At 67.7% G+C, this 18,776-nt stretch carries 15 protein-coding genes; 5 read left to right on the forward strand and 10 right to left on the reverse strand.

What is annotated here, in order from left to right; all coding sequences use genetic code 11:
• The first annotated feature begins 225 nt into the window (after window positions 1–225).
• The gene (locus AC07OK_RS30160; protein ID WP_494693731.1) at window positions 226–1,962 is read left to right on the forward strand and encodes a methyl-accepting chemotaxis protein; all 1,737 of its coding nucleotides are present in this window, start codon (window positions 226–228) and stop codon (window positions 1,960–1,962) included.
• 6 nt (window positions 1,963–1,968) lie between these two features.
• On the opposite strand, the gene AC07OK_RS30165 is transcribed toward AC07OK_RS30160, so the two are convergent.
• The 6 genes from AC07OK_RS30165 to AC07OK_RS30190 form a co-directional block, all read right to left on the reverse strand.
• The gene (locus AC07OK_RS30165) at window positions 1,969–3,159 is read right to left on the reverse strand and encodes an anthrax toxin-like adenylyl cyclase domain-containing protein (protein WP_494693732.1); all 1,191 of its coding nucleotides are present in this window, start codon (window positions 3,157–3,159) and stop codon (window positions 1,969–1,971) included.
• Window positions 3,160–3,297: 138 nt separating this feature from the next.
• Complete coding sequence (hemW, locus tag AC07OK_RS30170; RefSeq protein ID WP_494693733.1) at window positions 3,298–4,566, reverse strand: radical SAM family heme chaperone HemW; 1,269 nt, start codon at window positions 4,564–4,566, stop codon at window positions 3,298–3,300.
• A complete protein-coding gene (gene rdgB, locus AC07OK_RS30175) occupies window positions 4,563–5,147 on the reverse strand; it encodes an RdgB/HAM1 family non-canonical purine NTP pyrophosphatase (protein WP_494693734.1) in 585 nt (194 codons plus the stop codon). The genes hemW and rdgB overlap by 4 nt, the downstream gene beginning before the upstream one ends.
• Before the next feature lie 95 nt (window positions 5,148–5,242).
• Complete coding sequence (gene rph, locus AC07OK_RS30180) at window positions 5,243–5,974, reverse strand: ribonuclease PH (protein ID WP_494693735.1); 732 nt, start codon at window positions 5,972–5,974, stop codon at window positions 5,243–5,245.
• Between the two features lie 23 nt (window positions 5,975–5,997).
• The gene (locus AC07OK_RS30185) at window positions 5,998–6,969 is read right to left on the reverse strand and encodes a PP2C family protein-serine/threonine phosphatase (protein ID WP_494693736.1); all 972 of its coding nucleotides are present in this window, start codon (window positions 6,967–6,969) and stop codon (window positions 5,998–6,000) included.
• Window positions 6,970–6,987: 18 nt separating this feature from the next.
• Window positions 6,988–7,998 carry a serine/threonine protein kinase gene (locus tag AC07OK_RS30190; RefSeq protein WP_494693737.1) on the reverse strand — a complete coding sequence of 337 codons (1,011 nt, stop codon included), beginning with the start codon at window positions 7,996–7,998 and terminating at the stop codon, window positions 6,988–6,990.
• Between the two features lie 88 nt (window positions 7,999–8,086).
• On the opposite strand from AC07OK_RS30190, the gene AC07OK_RS30195 reads away from it, so the two are divergent.
• The 4 genes from AC07OK_RS30195 to AC07OK_RS30210 all read left to right on the forward strand — a co-directional run bounded on the left by AC07OK_RS30195 (window position 8,087) and on the right by AC07OK_RS30210 (window position 15,927).
• On the forward strand, window positions 8,087–8,977 hold the full coding sequence (locus tag AC07OK_RS30195) for a YicC/YloC family endoribonuclease (protein WP_494693744.1): 891 nt from the start codon (window positions 8,087–8,089) through the stop codon (window positions 8,975–8,977).
• Between the two features lie 78 nt (window positions 8,978–9,055).
• Window positions 9,056–11,995: an MHYT domain-containing protein gene (locus AC07OK_RS30200; protein ID WP_494693738.1), complete on the forward strand. Its 2,940-nt coding sequence runs from the start codon at window positions 9,056–9,058 to the stop codon at window positions 11,993–11,995.
• A 13-nt stretch (window positions 11,996–12,008) separates the two neighbouring features.
• On the forward strand, window positions 12,009–14,369 hold the full coding sequence (locus tag AC07OK_RS30205) for an EAL domain-containing protein (protein ID WP_494693739.1): 2,361 nt from the start codon (window positions 12,009–12,011) through the stop codon (window positions 14,367–14,369).
• Window positions 14,370–14,538: 169 nt separating this feature from the next.
• Complete coding sequence (locus tag AC07OK_RS30210; protein WP_494693745.1) at window positions 14,539–15,927, forward strand: NCS2 family permease; 1,389 nt, start codon at window positions 14,539–14,541, stop codon at window positions 15,925–15,927.
• 15 nt (window positions 15,928–15,942) lie between these two features.
• On the opposite strand, the gene AC07OK_RS30215 is transcribed toward AC07OK_RS30210, so the two are convergent.
• From AC07OK_RS30215 to AC07OK_RS30230, 4 genes are all read right to left on the reverse strand, one after another.
• Window positions 15,943–16,230, reverse strand: coding sequence for a putative quinol monooxygenase (locus AC07OK_RS30215; RefSeq protein ID WP_494693740.1), 288 nt, complete (start codon window positions 16,228–16,230; stop codon window positions 15,943–15,945).
• A gap of 63 nt (window positions 16,231–16,293) precedes the next feature.
• Window positions 16,294–16,662: a response regulator gene (locus AC07OK_RS30220; RefSeq protein ID WP_494693741.1), complete on the reverse strand. Its 369-nt coding sequence runs from the start codon at window positions 16,660–16,662 to the stop codon at window positions 16,294–16,296.
• A gap of 28 nt (window positions 16,663–16,690) precedes the next feature.
• Window positions 16,691–18,139 (reverse strand): ATP-binding response regulator, encoded by a 1,449-nt coding sequence (locus AC07OK_RS30225; RefSeq protein WP_494693742.1) that lies wholly within the window; start codon window positions 18,137–18,139, stop codon window positions 16,691–16,693.
• Window positions 18,136–18,776, reverse strand: a 641-nt coding sequence (locus tag AC07OK_RS30230; protein ID WP_494693743.1) for a CheB methylesterase domain-containing protein, incomplete at its 5' end; no start/stop codon positions are given. The genes AC07OK_RS30225 and AC07OK_RS30230, both read right to left, overlap by 4 nt.

The following is an 18,776-nucleotide window of genomic DNA, read 5'->3' on the forward strand; positions in this document are numbered from 1 at the left end:
GTGATACACAATGACAAGCCTTTCGATCCCAATTACTTATCGAAAGGGCTTGCCATTCAAGACGGTATCTGACCCCACTTGCCGTTCTAATTGTTTCGAAAAAGCAACGCGGCCAGCGGAAGTAGCATGACCGCCGCGGCGGGACGGGCGCATACTTGTAGCCTGCCAGCCGCGTCGCCGGACGCGCCGGCGCAGCCATCCTCGGGCCACTTCGGAGCGTCCATCATGAATCTACTGTCCCAACTGCGCATCGGCACCCGCCTCGCGCTCGGTTTCGCCATCGTCCTGCTGCTCGCCATCTGCGCCACCTCCGTGGCCCTGTACAACGCCCGCGTCAACGCCGAGGCCACCCGCCACATGATGGAACAACCGCTGGCCAAGGAACGCCTGGCCTCCGACTGGTACGTGCTGATCTACTCGGCCGTGGCGCGCACCGCGCTGATCGCCCGCAGCAGCGACGACAGCCTGTCGACCACCTTCGCCGACGTCATCGCCGACAGCAGCAAGAAGGGCGGCGAGCTGATCGCCAAGCTCAAGGAGCTGATGGCCAGCGACGAGGAAAAGGCCGTGTTCGAAGCCTCCGGGGCGCTGCGCAACACCTACCAGAAGGCCAAGACCGACATCATGAACGCCAAGAAGGCCGGCGACGCCGAGCAGGCGGAAAAACTGTACAAGGACGTCTTCATGCCGGCCGCCACGGCCTACCAGGGCAAGGTGCAGGCGCTGCTGACCCTGCAGCGCAAGGCGATCGACGACACCGCCCACGCGATCGACGCCGCCAACGACCGCAGCAACATGCTGCTGATGGTGCTGGCGGTGCTGATGGTGTCGATCGGCTCGCTGGCGGCGTGGGTGATCTCGCGCTCGATCACGGTGCCGCTGAAGTCGGCGCTGCAGATCGCCACCACCGTGGCCAACGGCGACCTCACCACCCGCTTCGACGCCGAGACCAGCCAGTGCGAGATCGGCGACCTGATGACCGCGCTCAAGGGCATGAACGATGCGCTGCGCAACGTCGTCAGCCAGGTGCAGAGCGGCACCACCACCATCGCCACCGCGTCCAATCAAATCGCGGCCGGCAATATGGACCTGTCGCAGCGCACCGAGGAACAGGCCAGCTCGCTGGAGGAGACCGCGTCGTCGATGGAAGAACTGACCAGCACCGTGCGCCAGAACGCCGAGAACGCCAAGCAGGCCAACCAGCTGGCGCAGGCGGCCTCCGACGTGGCCGAGCGCGGCGGCGCCATCGTCGGCCAGGTGGTCGACACCATGGGCTCGATCGACGCTTCCTCGCGCAAGATCGTCGACATCATTTCCGTCATCGACGGCATCGCCTTCCAGACCAACATCCTGGCGCTCAACGCCGCCGTCGAGGCGGCGCGCGCCGGCGAGCAGGGCCGCGGCTTCGCGGTGGTGGCCTCGGAGGTGCGCAACCTGGCCCAGCGCAGCGCGGCGGCGGCCCGGGAGATCAAGGAGCTGATCGGCAATTCGGTCCAGCAGGTCGACCTCGGCGCCAAGCTGGTGCAGCAGGCCGGCGCCACCATGGGCGACGTCGTGGCCAGCGTGCGCCGCGTGACCGACATCATGGGCGAGATCACCTCGGCCAGCAGCGAGCAAAGCATCGGCATCGACCAGGTCAACACCGCCATCACGCAGATGGACCAGGTGACGCAGCAGAACGCGGCGCTGGTGGAGCAAGCGGCGGCGGCCGCAGCCAGCATGCAGGACCAGGCGGCGCGGCTGGCCGACGTGGCGGCCTCGTTCAAGCTGGGCGACGAGGCACTGCGGCCGGCGCCGGCGGCGCCGGCGCGCGCCAAGGCGGCGCTGCCCGCCCCGCCCGCCCGCCCCGCCCCGGCGGCCCGTGTGGCCCCGCGGCCGGCGGCGCCGGCCAGGCCGGCCGCCAAGCCGAGCACCAGCAAGCCGGCCACCGTCGGCGGCGACCAGGACTGGGAAGAGTTTTAGGCGCGGCTAGGCCGCCCGCCCGGCGTCGCGGATCGACATGCCCCAGGCGGCGTTGCGGGGCAGGAAGAAGCCGGCGTCCTGCATCAGGCCGGCGTAGACGCGGAACTCGCGCATATTGAGCAGGGTCGCGGCCACCGTGTAGCCGGCGATGTCGCCGGCGCCGGCCGCGTCGGGCTGGAACACCGTCAGCGGGAAGCCGTCGTTATCGTTTTCCATGTCGGCCCGCACCAGCGCGCCGAACGCCACGTGGCGGTGCGATTCGGCATTGTGGTGCACGCGGCGGAAGGCGCCGCCGCCGTTCACCATGCGGCCGTTGAGCAGGTTGATGCAGCGCAGGATGCGCGGCGTGATGTTGCCCATGTCGTAGTGCTCCTCGTTGCCGAAGCCATGCGGCGCCTGCCAGCCCTGCGGCCGCGGCCTGCCGGTGGTGGTTTCCATGGTCAGCACCTTGTCGAGGTTGGTGCCGGCGGCGAACACCTGGCCCCGGCGCTGCGGCATGCCGTCCATCAGCAGGCCCGGCTTGGAGATTTCCTGGCGGCTGGTGGCGCCGTAATCGCGCCAGCGCGGGCAGACCGCCATCAGGTCATAGTCGCCGGTCATCGGCCGGTGGTCGGCGCCGTTCTCGGACGAGCACATCACCTCCAGCGGCAGCAGCAGGCGCGCGGCCATGCCGTGCGCGCTGTGGTCGGCGGCGATGGTGTACACATAGATCTGGTAGACGGCGGCGCCGGCGGTGGCGCCGGCCCGATGCCAGCGCGCCAGGAATTCGAACAGGTGGCCGTCGCCGGAGCGTTGCGCCAGCAGCGAGTAGTTGCGGGTGCCGGGGATGACTTCCATGAACTGCACCGCGGTGCGCGGCGGCATTTCCTCGGCGACCTGGTGCTGGCGGATCAGCTGGTCCAGGGTCAGCTCCAGGATGTTGGCCGTGGCGAAGCGGTCGTTGATGCCCTTCTGGTTGGCGCGCGTGCCCTTCTGCGCCTTGGTCTGGTCGTGGCCGACCTTGCTGTAGGTGCCGTCGTACGGCACGAAGCCGGCCTGCGGCCCCCAGTCCGAGCTCTTGCCCTTGACGTGGAAATTCTTGCTCGGATAACCGTCCTCCAGCCAGCGCCGCGACCACGGCCCGGTCGAGCGGAAGATGATCACCTCGTCCAGTTCATTGGCGACCAGTCGGGAAGCGATCATGTCCGCCCTGGTCATGCCGTTCTCGGGGTGGCGAAACGAGTTCTCTAAACCAAAGGCGGGCATGGGGGCTCCTGGCTGGATATCGGTGCCTCCCAGTATCCAAGCCAGTCGATTCAAGGTCAAGAAAAATGGCTAAAAATGCCAGTTTCGACGTCAGCCGTTGAGGAACATCTGTTGCAAATCGTTGAGGAAGCGCTGGCCCAGCTCGGTCGGCTTGATCAGCTTGTGGTCGCGGTAGAGCAGGCCCTTGGCCTCGGCCGCGTTGAGGTTTTTCTCGATCGCGTTCAGGCTCAGGCCGGTGCGCTCGGCGAACAGGTTGGGATCGAAGCCGCCGTGCAGGCGCAAGGTGTTGAGCATGAACTCGAAGCCCATGTCGTCGCGGCCGATCTCGTACTCTTCCTGCACCGGCGCGCCCAGGCGCACCTGCTCCATATAGGCCTTGGGCTGCTTGTAGCGGGCCTGGCGCAGGATGCGGTGCGGGAACGACAGCTTGGAGTGCGCGCCGGCGCCGATGCCCAGGTAGTCGCCGAACTCCCAGTAGTTCAGGTTGTGGCGGGCGCGGTGGCCTTGCTTGGCGTAGGCCGACACCTCGTACTGGCCGTAGCCGTTGGCGGCGGTCAGCTCGGCGATCAGGTCCTGCATGTCGGCGCTGGCGTCGTCGTCCGGCAGCGCCGGCGGGTACTTGGCGAACAGCGTGTTCGGCTCCATCGTCAGGTGGTACAGCGACAGGTGCGGCGGATTGAAAGCCATCGCGGTCTCGACGTCGTGGCGCGCCTCCTCCAGCGTCTGCGACGGCAGCGCGTACATCAGGTCGAGGTTGAAGTTGTCGAAGTTGGCCAGCGCGATCTCCACCGCGCGCTTGGCCTCGTGGTCGTCGTGGATGCGGCCCAGCGCCTTCAGGTGGCGGCTGTTGAAGCTCTGGATGCCGATCGACAGGCGGTTGATGCCGCTGGCGCGGTAGGACTTGAACTTCTCGGCCTCGAAGGTGCCGGGGTTGGCCTCCATCGTGATCTCGCAATCGCTGTCGAGCGGCAGCAGGGTCCGCACGTCCGACAGCAGGCGATCCAGCCCGGCCGCCGACATCAGGCTGGGCGTGCCGCCGCCGATGAAGATGGTGTAGATCTTGCGGCCCCAGATCAGCGGCAGCGCCATTTCCAGGTCGCTGCGCAGCGCGTCCAGGTATTCCTGTTCGGGGAAGCCCGCGCCTCCCTTGCCGTCCTTGGCCTCGTGCGAGTTGAAGTCGCAGTAGGGGCACTTCTTCACGCACCACGGGAAGTGGATGTACAGCGACAGCGGCGGCAGCGCCTGCAGGTTCAGCGAACCGGCCTGCAGATACTTGGCGGCGACGCCTGCGGCTTCGCTGATGTCGGTGGCCGGCTTGGCTGCCTTGCTGGTGGCGCCGACGATTTTAATCGGGATCATTTCAGTTTCTCTACCAATGCGCGCAGGGCCTGGCCGCGGTGCGACAGGGCGTTCTTTTGGTCGGCCGTCAGCTCGGCGGCGCACTTGCCCAGCGCCGGGATGTAGAAGTGCGGGTCGTAGCCGAAGCCGCCGTCGCCGCGCGGGGTGGCGATCATTTCGCCGTTCCAGCGGCCATCGGCGATCACCGGCTGCGGGTCGTCGGCGTGGCGCACCAACACCAGCACGCAGTAGTAGTAGGCCGACTTGTCGGCGTGGCCGGCCAGGTCGGCGATCATTTTCTCGTTGTTGCGGGCGTCCGATTTCGGCTCGCCGGCAAAGCGCGCCGAGTACACGCCGGGCGCGCCGCCCAGGGCGTTGACGCAGACGCCGGAATCGTCGGCCAGCGCCGGCAGCCCGGTCAGGCGCGCGGCGTGGCGGGCCTTTTGCAGGGCGTTTTCAACGAAGGTGTGGAACGGCTCGTCCGCTTCCGGGACGTCGTACTCGCCCTGGGCGTGGACGGAAAAGCCCACGGTGGACAGCAGTTCGTTGAATTCTTTGAGTTTGCCGGCGTTGTTGGAGGCGAGGATCAGGCGTTGGGTCATGATGTGGGCAGCGTGTGGCGGTGAAGCCGACATTGTAAACCCTTTGGGGGCCGCCCCGCCGGAAGCCGGGCGGACGCGGCGGGATGCCCCGTGTCCTAGGCCAGGCCCAGCGCCTGCTTTTGCAGCTTGATCAGGTCGGCGATGCCGCCCTGCGCCAGGTCCAGCAGGCGGTCCATGCCGGCGCGGTCGAAGGCCGCGCCTTCGGCCGTGCCCTGCACTTCGATGAAGTGGCCGGCGTCGTTCATCACCACGTTCATGTCAGTGTCGCAACCGGAATCCTCGACATAGTCCAGGTCCAGCACCGGCATGCCCTGGTAGACGCCGACCGAGATCGCCGCCACGAAGCTTTTCAGCGGCATCGCCGGCACCGCGCCGCGCGCCACCAGCTTGGCGAACGCGTCGTAAGCCGCCACCATGGCGCCGGTGATGGACGCCGTGCGGGTGCCGCCGTCGGCCTGGATCACGTCGCAATCGAGGTGCAGGGTGCGCTCGCCGAACGCCTCCAGGTCGAACGCCGCGCGCAGCGAGCGGCCGATCAGGCGCTGGATCTCCTGGGTGCGGCCGGACTGCTTGCCGCGCGCCGCCTCGCGGTCCATGCGGGTGTGGGTCGAACGCGGCAACATGCCGTATTCGGCGGTCATCCAGCCCTGGCCCTTGCCCTTCAGGAAGCCCGGCACCTTCTCTTCGATGCTGGCGGTGCAGATCACCTTGGTGTCGCCGCATTCGATCAGCACCGAGCCTTCGGCGTGCTTGGTGTAGTCGCGGGTCAGGCGCAGAGTGCGCAGCGCATCGACGGCGCGGCCGCTCGGACGGGATTCAAATGCCATAAACAGTCTTCCTTTTTTCAATGTTATTTCAATATTTGGGTCGATTTTTCGATGGCGCCGCGGATCTCGGCGATGGCCTTCTCGATTTCATCGTCGTCGAAGGCGTCGACTTGCGGCGCCGGCGCCGGCGCCGGGGCCTGCTCCGGCACCGGCGCGCTGTTGATGGTGGTGCTGTGCAGGTCCTGCGGCAGCGCTTCGGTCGAGATCACGGTCGACAGTTCGGCCGCCGTCAGCTCGCCCATGCCGTCGACCATGGAGCTGCCCTGCCACATGATGGCCAGCGCGGTGACGTTGTCGCTGGCGCTGCCCGCCGCGCCCAGCGCCGCCTGCAGCAGGTCCGGCACCGCGCGCACCACGGTCTGGCGGTGCAGGCGCCGCACCAGGTCGTCGTCCGGCAGCATAGACCACAAGCCGTCCGAGCACAACAGCATCAAATCGCCCGGCAGCATGCCGGCGCCGCCGGAGATGTCCACTTTCGGCAGGCTGTCCGCGCCCAGGCAGTTGTACAGCTTGTTGCGGTCGGGATGGGTGGCGCGCTCGGACGGCTGCGCCAGGCCCTTGGCGATCAGGCTTTCCACGTGCGAGTGGTCGCGCGTGCGCGCCAGGATCTGGCCGTCGCGCATCCAGTACAGGCGCGAATCGCCGCAGTGGGCCCAGGTCGCCGTGTTGTGCTGGATCAGGCAGGCGACGACGGTGGTGCGCGGCGTCTCCGGCAGGTCGTGCTCGGCGCGGTAGCGGTGGATGTCGCGGTGCGCGGCCAGCAGCGCCTCCTCCAGGAAACGCTGCGGCTTCCTCACATAGGGCGTGGCCTGTTGCTGGAACAGCGCGGAGATCGATTGCAGCGCCACGGTGGCGGCGATCTCGCCGCGCAGGTGGCCGCCCATGCCGTCGGCCAGCACCAGCAGCAGCGCGTCGCGGGTGAAGCTGTAGCCCATGCGGTCCTGGTTGACCTTGCGGCCGCCGATGTGGCTTTCCTGATACACGGAGAATTGCATGGTTCAGCCTTTTGTCGGTTAGATCAGCGTGTCGGGGCCGGTTTTGGCCTTGGGCTTGCCCAGGCCGCCCAGCCGGTCCACCAGCGCGCGCAGGCCCAGTTTGTCGATCACGCCCCGCGGCGGCGGCGCGGCGACCGGCACGGGGGCCGGCGCCGCCTGCAGCACCTTCTGCAAGGCGAACAGGCTTTGCGGGCGTTCCAGCGGGTCCAGCTCCAGGCACCAGCGCACCATCTTCACCAGCTCCGGCGTGTACAAGCCTTGCAGCTGGTCGAAATGGCCGGCCATCTTGTCCTCGCTCTTGCGCTGGTCGGCCGGCTGCGGCGGCGAACCCACCATGCAGGCGAACATCGAGGCGCCGATGCTGTACACGTCCGACCACGGCCCCAGGCCGCCGGTCTTGGCATACAGCTCCGGCGGGGCGAAGCCCGGCGTGTACATCGGCGTCAAGGTCGGCATGTCGTTGTTGACGGTCTGGCGGGCGGCGCCGAAGTCCAGCAACATCGGCGTGCCGTCGGTGCGCAGGTAGATATTGGCAGGTTTCAGGTCCAGGTGCAGCAGCTTGTTGGCGTGCACCTCGCGCAGGCCCTTGAGCACCTGCAGGAAGATGGTGCGGATGAAGGCCTCGCCCACCTTGCTGCCCTTGCCGCGCTGCCTTTGTATATGTTCTTGCAAGGAATGGCCGGATTCGTAGGCCATCACCATGTAAACGGTTTCGTTGGCGCGGAAGAAATTGAGCACGCTTACAACATTCGGATGGGAGATGCGGGCCAGCGCCCGGCCCTCCTCGAAGAAGCACTTGAGGCCGATGCGGAACACCGGCAGATGCGCCTTGGCGATGGACGGCAGCAGTTCGCCCTCCTGCCGCAGGGCCAAAGAACTGGGTAAATATTCCTTGATCGCCACCGCCACGCCGTCGCCGTCGTACGCCAGGTAAACAATACTGAACCCACCGGACGCAATTTTCTTTACAATGCGATATCCAGCAATTTCCAGACCATCGGGTAACGGGGCGTTGTTTTGTGCAGCCATAGAGTTCCTCGCCTCAACAACCGGATTGTGTGGATAAATCACTGTTTTGTAAAGATTAAATCGGGGACATCCATTGAGCATTTCCAGTATGACGGGCTACGCGGTCGCCACCAGTGAAAGTGCGGCGGGAACACTGACTATCGAGATCAAGAGTGTCAACTCGCGATTTCTAGACCTTCAGTTTCGAATAAACGACGATTTACGAGCGCTTGAACCCGATTTGCGCTCGGCGATCATGGCGGCCATCACCCGCGGCAAGGTCGAATTGCGCCTGAGCTTTGGCCGCAAGGCCGCCAGCACCGGCGCGCAGGCGCTGAACCTGCCGCTGCTGACCGAATTACAACGCATGCAGGCCGAAGTGAGCGGCCATTTCCCGGCCGCCGCCACCATGTCGGTGGCCGAGCTGCTGCGCTGGCCCGGCGTGATCGAGGAAGCCCAGATCGGCCAGGAATCGCTGCAGGCCGACGTCGCCGCGCTGACCGCGCGCACCGTGCAAGCCTTCGTCCACAGCCGCCAGCGCGAGGGCGCGGCGCTGGAAACCATGCTGACCTCGCGCATCGAGGCGATGGAAGTGATCGTCAAGCGCATCACGCCGCTGATCCCGCAGGTGGTGGCGGCCTTCCAGCAGAAGGCCATCGAGCGCATGCAGGACGCGCTGGGCCTGGCCTGCCAGGGCTCGAACTCGGCGCTGTCGCGCCAGGACGCGCTCGAGCGCATCCGCCAGGAAGTGATCCTGTACGGCATCCGCATCGACGTCGCCGAAGAGCTGGGCCGGCTGTCGGCCCACCTGAGCGAAACCCGCCACATCCTGAAAAAAGGCGGCCAGGTCGGCAAGCGCCTGGACTTCATGATGCAGGAACTGAACCGCGAAGCCAACACGCTCGGCGCCAAGGCCTCGGTCAAGGAACTGGCCGACGCCTCGATGGAACTCAAGCTGCTCATCGAGCAAATGCGCGAACAGGTGCAGAACCTGGAGTAGAAGAGGTCTCGACAAGCGTGCCGAACGGGAATACCATCAGTCGCTAACGCCACCGGCATGCGCTGGAAGGGACTGGGTATGACAGGCACTTATAACTCTTGGTTACAACTGCTATCCTTCGTCGTCGCCGTCATCGCCTCGTATGTCGCGCTGGACGCGGCGTCGCGGGTGTCCTCGGCGCCGGAGCGGATCGCCAAGTACTGGCTGACCGGCGGCGCCGTCTCGATGGGCACCGGCATCTGGTCCATGCATTTCATCGCCATGCTGGCCTTCCAGCTGCCCATCCAGATGGGCTACAACGTCCCCATCACCCTGCTGTCGATGCTGCTGGCGATCCTGGCCTCCGGCTTCGCCCTGTTCACGATCAACCGCGACACCCTGTCCACCCGGCGCCTGCTCGCCTCCGGGCTGGTGATGGGCGCCGGCATCGCCGGCATGCACTACGTCGGCATGGCGGCGATGCGCATGTCGCCGGCGATCGACTACACGCCGGGCCTGTACGCCCTGTCCATCGTCGTGGCCGTCGCGGCGTCGGTCGCGGCGCTGTGGATTTCCTTCCAGCTGCGCTCCGAACATATCGAGCGGGTCGGGCTCAAACGCATGGGCGCCGCCGTCGTCATGGGCGTGGCCATCGTCGGCATGCACTACACCGGCATGGCCGCCGCCAACTTCGCGCCCGGCAGCGTTTGCCTGGGCAACCCCCAGCAGGTCGGCAATCTGTGGATGGCCGCGACGATCGCCGGCTGCACCCTGCTGTTCCTGGCCGCCACCATGCTCATTTCCGTGTTCGACGCGCGCCTGGCGTCGAGCACGGCCAAGCTGGCGCGCTCGCTGACGGCCACCAACGCCCAGCTCAACGAAGAGATCAACGAGCGCGCGCGCGCCGAGCAGGCGCTCCAGCAAAGCAATGTGCAATTGCTGGACATGAAGATCGCGGCCGAGACGGCCAACCGGGCCAAGAGCGAATTCCTCGCCAACGTCAGCCATGAGCTGCGCACGCCGCTGACGCTGATCCTGGCCCCGATCGAGCAACTGCTGTCGGCGCCGCAGCCGCAGGCGAACTGGCGCCTGCAGATCGAGCGCGTCCAGCGCAACGCCTCGCTGCTGCTGAACCGGGTCAACGACATCCTCGATTTTTCCAAGGCCGAGGCCCATCGCTACGAGGTGCACTGGGAAGCGGTCGACCTGCAGCAACTGATACCGGCGATGGTCGGCGACGCCACCCCGATGGCCGACGCCAAGGGCTGCGTGCTGGTGGCGGAGGTCGATCCCGGGCTCGGCCCGGTCTGCATGGACCGCGCGCATTTCGAGAAGATCTATCTCAACCTGCTGAGCAATGCGCTCAAGTTCACGCCGGCCGGCGGCACCATCCGGGTACAGGCGCGCGCGCTCGACGCGCAATGGTTTGAGTTGGCCGTCAGCGACACCGGCATCGGCATCGAAGCGGACAAGCTGTCGCTGCTGTTCAACCGCTTTCAACAGATCGACAACTCGGCCACCCGCGCCCACAGCGGCACCGGCATCGGACTGGCCCTGGTGAAGAAGCTGGCCGAGCTGCTCGGCGGCGGCGTCGGCGTCGACAGCACCTACGGCCAGGGCTCGCGCTTCCATGTCCGGCTGGCGCGCGGCACCGAGCGCCTGGCCGCGCTGGCCGGCGCCGGCACGCAGGTGCACACCCACGGCCTGACGCCGGTCGAGGCCATGCTGCGCGACGTGCGCCTGCAGGAGGGCGGCGACCGGCCGCCGACCGCCGCCGCCGCGCCGCGCAGCGCCGCCCTGCCCCAGGTGCTGGTGGTGGACGACAACCCCGACCTGCGCAGCTATATCACGGAACTGCTCGAGCCGGAGTGCGAGGTGACGACGGCCGTCAACGGCCGCAACGCCTGGGACATCTTGCAGGTGCAACGCGTCGACCTGGTCGTCTCGGACGTGATGATGCCCGAGCTCGACGGGCTGGGCCTGACCGCCCTGATCAAGCGCTCCACCAATCTGTCGCATCTGCCGGTGATTCTGGTGACGGCGCGCGGCGGCGCCGACGCCAGCGTCTGCGGCCTGGAGACCGGCGCCGACGATTACATCGCCAAGCCGTTCTCACCGTTCGAATTGCGCGCGCGCGTGCGCTCCGCCCTGCGCATGGCGCACATCCAGGCGCAGCTGCGCGACAAGTCGCGCGAGGCCGGCATGGCGATCGTCGCGACCGGCATCATCCATAATCTGGGCAATATACTGAACGGCGTGACGATCTCCTCCGGCCTGATCGCGGAGAAACTGCATCAATCGAAAATCCCCAAGCTGCAGAAGGTCGCCCAGCTGCTCAAGGAACACGCCAACGATCTGCCGGCCTTCATCGCCGACGACAGCCGCGGCCAGGTGCTGCCCGCATTCATCACGCAACTGAGCGAGCATCTCGAGGCCGAACTGAGCGCCCTGTTCAACGAGGTCGAGGCGCTGCGCGCCTGCACCGAGCACGCCGTCGGCGTCATCGGCACCCAGCAGAAATTCGCGCTGGCCCACCCGGCCTTGCAGGAACTGGTCGCGGTCAAGGACTTGATGGAGCGGGCGCTGGTGCTGAGCCGGGGCGCGTTCGCGATGCGCGGCGTCGACATCGTCTGCGAGTTCGATTGCGGCGCCAGCGTGATGGTCGACTGCAACAAGGCGCTGCAGATCCTGCTCAACCTGCTGGCCAACGCGCGCCACGCCGTCGAAGGGCGGCCGGAGCAGCAAAGAACGGTCTGGCTGAGCACCAGCACCGGCGCCGGCCGCGTCCGCATGGCGGTGCGCGACAACGGTGTCGGCATCGACCCGTCGAACCTGCCGCTGGTGTTCAACCAGGGCTTCACCACCAAACCCGGCGGGCATGGCGTGGGCCTGCATTCGAGCGCCAACTGGGCGCGCGAGCTGGAGGGCAGCTTGACCTGCTCGAGCGCCGGACTGGGGCAAGGCGCGACGTTCGTGTTCGAGCTGCGCGCCGCGCACGCCGAGCTGGAGGACGCTGCGGTGGCGCAGCACGCATCTTGATAAGGACGATACCATGGATACTGCTGTGCAGCGCGGCGACCAGCCGCCCCGACCGGATGGCGCTCCGGCACGGGTGCTGGTGGTCGACGACAATGCCGCCGTGCTCGACCTGTTCGGCAAGATCCTGACGCCGGACACGGCCCTCCCCTGCGACGCCCTCGATGCGTTGGAGGCGCAGCTGTTTGACACCGGCCCCGAACGGCACGACAGCGTGCCGCGTTTCCGGGTCGACTATCTGCACAGCGGCGAGCAAGCCTGCCAGCTGGCGCGCGCGGCGCGCGACGAGGGCCAGGCCTATGCGTTGGCGTTCGTCGACATGCGCATGCCCGGCGGCTGGGACGGCATGCAGACCATCGAGGCGCTGTGGCTGATCGACCCGCACATCCATGTCGTCATCTGCACCGCCTTCAGCGACTACTCCTGGGAGACCATCACCAGCCGCCTCGGCCAGTCCGACCGCCTGCTCATCCTGCGCAAGCCGTTCGAGAAAATCGAGGTGCTGCAGCTGGCCAGCGCGCTGTCGAAAAAGTGGCTGCTGCACCGCGCCCAGCAGCGCGAACTCGACACGCTGGAACAGCTCGTCAGCGAGCGCACCAAGGACTTGAGCGCGGCGCTGGCCGAGCGCGAGGTCTACGCCAGCCAGCTGCAGTTCCAGGCCACCCACGACACCCTGACCGGGCTGGCCAACCGCAACCTGCTGCGCGACCGCCTGACCCAGGCCATCGCCTACGCCAGCCGCTACGACCATCCGCTGTGGGTGGCGTTTCTCGACCTCGACCGGTTCAAGATCATCAACGACACACTGGGCCACCGCGCCGGCGACTTGCTGCTCAACACCATCGCCGCGCGGCTCAAATCGATCCTGCGCGAAACCGACACCATCGCCCGCATCGGCGGCGACGAGTTCGTGCTGGTGTTGCGCGGCCCGGAGGACAGCGGCCTGTCTGCGGCCACCCTGCAGCGCATCATGGCGGTGATCGCCGAGCCGGTGCAGCTCGAAGGCCAGCCCTACTCGCTCACCTGCAGCATCGGCGTGGCCACCTATCCCGCCGACGGCGACCATCCGGAAGCCCTGATCGAGCACGCCGACATCGCCATGTACCGCGCCAAGGAAAGCGGCCGCGGCAATTTCCAGTTCTTCACCGACGAAATGAATCTGCGCCTGCTCGAGCGGGCCCACCTGGAACAAGCCCTGCGCGAGGCGATCACGCGCGACGAGTTCGTCGTGCACTACCAGCCGCAGGTGGACCTGCGCTCGGGCCGCATCACCGGCGCCGAGGCGCTGGTCCGCTGGAACCATCCGACCCGGGGCCTGGTGTCGCCGCTGCTGTTCATCGGCGTGGCCGAGGACAGCGGCTTGATCGGCCAGATCGGCCTGTGGGTGTTGCGCACCGCCTGCGCGCAGAACCAGGCGTGGCGGCGCGCCGGCCTGGCGCCGCTGCACGTGGCGGTCAACCTGTCGGCGCGCCAGATGGCCGACAAGCATCTGGTCGACGCGATCGCGGCCGTGCTGCGCGAAACGGAATTGCCGCCGGCGCAACTGGAAATCGAGATCACCGAAAGCTCGGTGATGGCCGACGTCGACTACTCGATCGGCGTGCTGTGCGCGCTCAAGGCGCTCGGGGTCAAGCTGTCGGTGGACGACTTCGGCACCGGCTATTCCAGCCTGTCCTACCTGAAGCGCTTTCCCATCGATGTGCTGAAGATCGACCAATCCTTCGTGCGCGACGTCGCATCGGACCCGGACAGCGCCGCCATCGTCATGTCGATCATCTCGCTCGCGCACAGCCTGCGCCTGCAGGTGGTGGCCGAGGGCGTCGAGACGGCCGCGCAACTGGCCTACCTGCAGCGCCACGACTGCGACCTGATCCAGGGCTACTATTTTTGCCGGCCGCTGCCGGCGGCGGAATTCGAAACCGTGCTGCACGCCGAGACCTGCCTCGCCATCGGCGACGACGACGACGGCAGCGCGCGGCGCGAATCGCTGCTCCTGGTCGACGACGAAGCCCACATCCTGGAAATGCTGGCGATCGAGCTGCGGCAGGATGGCTATACGATCCACACGGCCCACACGGCGGCGCTGGCCTTCGAGCTGATGGCGACCCATCCCGCCAGCGTCATCATCTGCGACCAGCGCATGCCGGAAATGGACGGCATCGAATTCCTGTCAAGAATAAAGAACCTGTATCCGTCCACGGTGCGCATGATGCTGTCGGCCTATAGCGAGTCCAAGACCATCATCGAGGCCGTCAACCAGGGCTCCATCTACAGCTATTTTGTCAAGCCCTGCGATCCCCAAACGTTGCGCGCCGGGGTGCGCGATGCGTTCCGCCACCACCGCGAACAGCGCGCAAGACGGCTCGCCACGGGCTAATGCCGCCGCCGGCAAACAAGCAATACGTGCCCGCTTATGATGACTATCCATCCATTCCAGTATGTCGCAGACAAGCTTTACCCTAAGCTCTCCTGGCACCACCCATAACGAGACACTGCCCAGGACGGCCACAGCGGCCGCCTAGGCGGACAACAACAGGAGCAGCGCCATCATGTCCCAACCCCAGCCACAACTGCGCCCCGTGCGCGAGCCAGCGTCGCCGGCCGTCCCCCTCAGCAAGCTCGACCAGTATTTCCAGATCACCGAACGCGGCAGCACCACCCGGCGCGAGGTGGTGGCCGGCGTCACCACCTTCCTGGCCATGGTGTATTCCGTGTTCGTCGTGCCCGGCATGCTGGGCGCGGCCGGCTTCGACGTCAGCGCGGTGTTCGTCGCGGTCTGCCTGACCGCCGCCGTCGGCTCGCTGCTGATGGGCGTGTGGGCCAGGCTGCCGATCGCGGTCGGCTGCGCCATCTCGCTGACCGCCTTCACCGCCTTCGGCCTGGTGCTGGGCAAGGGCTTGTCGCCGGCCGTCGCGCTGGGCGCGGTGTTCCTGATGGGCCTGGTGTTCACGGCGATCTCGGTCACCGGCGTGCGCTCGTGGATCCTGCAAAACCTGCCGGCCGGCGTGGCGCACGGCACCGGCGTGGGCATCGGCCTGTTCCTGCTGATGATCGCCTCCAGCGACGTCGGCCTGGTGGTCAAGAACGCCGGCGCCGGCCTGCCGGTCGCGCTCGGCAAGATCACTTCCTTCCCGGTCGTCATGAGCATGCTGGGCCTGGCCGCCATCTTCGGCCTGGAGCAGCGCAAGGTGCCCGGCGGCATCCTGCTGGTGGTGGTCGCGCTGTCGGCGCTGGGCCTGGCGTTCGACCCGGCGGTGCACTTCACCGGCGTGTTCGCCATGCCGCAGCTGAGCGCGCCCGGCCACGCCTCGCTGATCGGCGCCATGGACATCCGCGGCGCCCTCAGCGTGGCGGTGCTGCCCAGCGTGCTGGCGCTGGTGATGACCGCCGTGTTCGACGCCACCGGCACCATCCGCGCGGTGGCCGGCCAGGCCGGCCAGGTCGAGCCCAACGGCTACATCCGCAACGGCGGCAAGGCCCTGACGGCCGATTCGCTGAGCTCCATCTTCGCCGCGCTGGTCGGCGGCGCGCCGGCCGCGGCCTACATCGAATCGACGGTCGGCACCGCCGCCGGCGCCCGCACCGGCCTGACCGCCGCCGTGGTCGGCGTGCTGTTCCTCGGCCTGATCTTCTTCTCGCCGCTGGCCGGCCTGGTGCCGCAATACGCCACCGCGCCGGCGCTGATGTATGTCGGCCTGCTGATGCTGGGCAGCGTCGCCCACATGAAGATGGACGACAAGCTGGACGCGCTGTCGGGCCTGGTGTGCGCGGTGTTCATCCTGCTCACCTGCAACATCGTCACCGGCATCATGCTCGGCTTCTGCACCCTGGTGGTGGGCCGCCTGATCTCGGGCGAATGGCGCAAGCTCAACCTCGGCACGGTCGCCATCGCCATCGCGCTGGCCGTGTTCTACGCGGGCGGCTGGGCCATCTGATCCGCCCGCACGGTCTTACTGCATCTGGTTCAGCTTGAGGATCTGGATCTCCGCCAGGCCGTCGATGGCCTTGACCAGTTCCAGGAAATGCGGCGTGGCCAGGTGCAAGGCGTGCGCCTCGGCGTCGCGCCAGGCCTCGACGATCACGTAGCGGCCGGGCTGCTCCAGGTCATGGTGCGGGTCGTAGCGGATGCAGCCCGCTTCGGCGCGGGTCGGCGGCACGATGCGCTCCAGCGCGGCCTTCAGCACGGCTTGCTGGCCAGGCTTGGCGGTCAGGATGGCGATCACGATCAGTTCTTGCATGGGGGCTCCTCAATATGGTGAGCACCCCAGCTGGAGGCGATTGATAAAAAAACAAGGCCTATCTCAGCCGCCGCCCAGCGCCGCCTCGACCAGGGCCACAAACTCGTCCACGCTGATCGGCTTGCTGATATAGCCGTCGCAGCCGGCGGCCCGGATGCGGTCGGCGTCCCCGGTCATCGCGAAGCTGGTGAAGGCCAGCACCTTGATGGCGCCGGTGCGCGCATCGCCCTTCAGCGTGCCGGTCGCCTCCAGCCCGTCCATGCCCGGCAGTTGCACATCCATCAGGATCAGGTCCGGCAGGCGCTCGCGCGCCAGCCGCAGCGCGCTGCCGGCCTCGTCCGCCTGCAACACCTGGTGCCCCGCGTGCTCCAGCAGGAAGGTCGCCAACAGCATATTGGACGGATTGTCTTCAACGATCAGGATGGTTGCCATCGCGCCCAGCGGCTCGCCGCTGCCTCCCTCATAGCCCGGCGCCGCCGCACGGCAGCCACAGGATGAATTCCGAACCGGCGCCCGGCGTGCTGTGCACGGCCAGCGCGCCGCCGTGCAATTCCACCAGCTGCTTGACCAGCACCAGCCCCAGGCCGGTGCCCTCGTACAGGCGCGACAGCTTGCTGTCGAGCTGGACGAACTGGCGGAACAGCCGCGGCAGGTCGTCGGCGGCGATGCCGATGCCGCTGTCGATCACGCTGATCTCCAGATAACCGTCCGGGTCCGCCCTGAGCGCGGCGCCGCCGCCGACCAGCGCCATCGCGGCCGGCCGCGCCGGCGCCACCCGGCGCGCGCGCAAGGTCACGCTGCCGCCGTCGGGGGTGAACTTGACCGCGTTCGACAACAGGTTCAGCACCACCTGGGTCAGCTTGCGGCGGTCGGCCGGCAGCGGCGCGTCCAGCGCCGCCTCCAGCTGCAGCGCGATGCGCTGGCGCTGCGCCCGCTCGCGCACCACCACCAGGCACTCGCCCAGCAGCGCCGCGATGTCCACCGGCGCCTGCTCCAGCTCCATCATGCCGGCCTCGATCTTCGACATGTCCAGCACGTCGTTGATCACCGCCAGCAAGTGCTTGCCGCTGAGTAGGATGTTGCCGGCGAATTCTTCCTGCTGCGCCGTCAGCTTGCCGGCCATGCCGCTGCGCAGCACCTCGGAAAAGCCGTTGATGGCGTTGAGCGGCGTGCGCAGCTCGTGCGACATATTCGCCAGGAAGGCCGACTTCATGCGGTTGGCCTCGCCCAGCTCGACATTCTGGCGCGCGATCTCGCGGTTGGAGGCCTCCAGCTCGGCGTTCTTGCGCTCGACCTCGCGGTTCGAGTGTTCCAGCTGGGCGGCGTGGCGGCGCAGTTGCAGGTTCAAGTCGTTGACCTGCTGCTCGCGCGACTGCAATTCGCCGTTGACCTGCACCGCCTGCTCGTAGGTCGCCACCAGCAGGTCGAGGATTTGCTGGCGCTCCGAATGGATGGTGTGCTCGCGCCCGTTCAGGTAGAGCACGATGCCCTGCGCCGGGTCGGTCTGCTGGCGCAGCCGGCGGTTGGTCAGCACCTGCTCCAGCCGCGCCAGCAGGTAGGCCGGCGCGTAGGGCTTGCGGATGAAATTGTCGGCCCCGCATTCGAGGCCGCGCACGATGTCTTCCGGGTCGAACAGCGAGGTGATCAGCACCACCGGGATGGCGCGCCAGTCGGGGTTGGCCTTGACCGCCCGGCACAGCTGGTAGCCGTTCATCTCCGGCATCACGATGTCCGACAGCACCAGCTCCGGGATGCGCTCGGCGATCGCCGCCAGCGCCAGCCGGCCGTTGGCCGCCGCCCGCACCGCGTAGCCCTGCCGCTCCAGCAGGTGGCGCAGGTGCTCGGCCTGGGTGCGGCTGTCCTCGACGATCAGGATCTCGGCGCCGGCCGGCGCCACGCTGGTGTTCATGGCGCCCCCGGCGTCAAGCTGTTGAGCAATCCGGCGATCGCTTCCGGCGCCAGCACGTGGCGCGCCGCGCCCAGCCGCACCGCCTCGCCCGGCATGCCGTTGACGATCGCGCTGTCCCGGTCCTGGGCGATGGTCAGCGCGCCGGCCTCCTGCATGGTCTTGAGTTCCTGCGCGCCGTCGCGCCCCATGCCGGTCAGCAGCACGCCGGCCGCGCGCGGCCCGAACGCCGCCGCCGAACGGAACAGCTGGGCCACCGCCGGCCGCGCGCCATGCTCCGGCGGCGCGCTGGACAAGGCGATGCGCGCCACCCCGCCCTCCGCCCGCACCGTCAGGTGGGCGTCGTCGGGCGCCAGGTAGACCCTGCCGGCCAGCGCCAGCTCGCCATGTGCGGCGATGCGCACCGCGCCGCCGCCAGCGTGCCCCAGCCATTCGACCAGGCCGGCCACGAAGCCCGGCGAAATATGCTGGACCACCAGGATAGGCGCGGCGAACGGCTGCTTCAGGCGCGCCAGGACGGTGTGCAGCGCCAGCGGGCCGCCGGTCGAGGCGCCGATCGCCACCAGCCGCAGCTCGGCGCCGGCCGGCGGCGCCGCCGGCGCCGGCGCGGAGGCGCCCCCCCCGCCGTCGCCCCGGCACC

This window comes from Duganella sp. GW821-FHT07G03 (assembly GCF_059418605.1).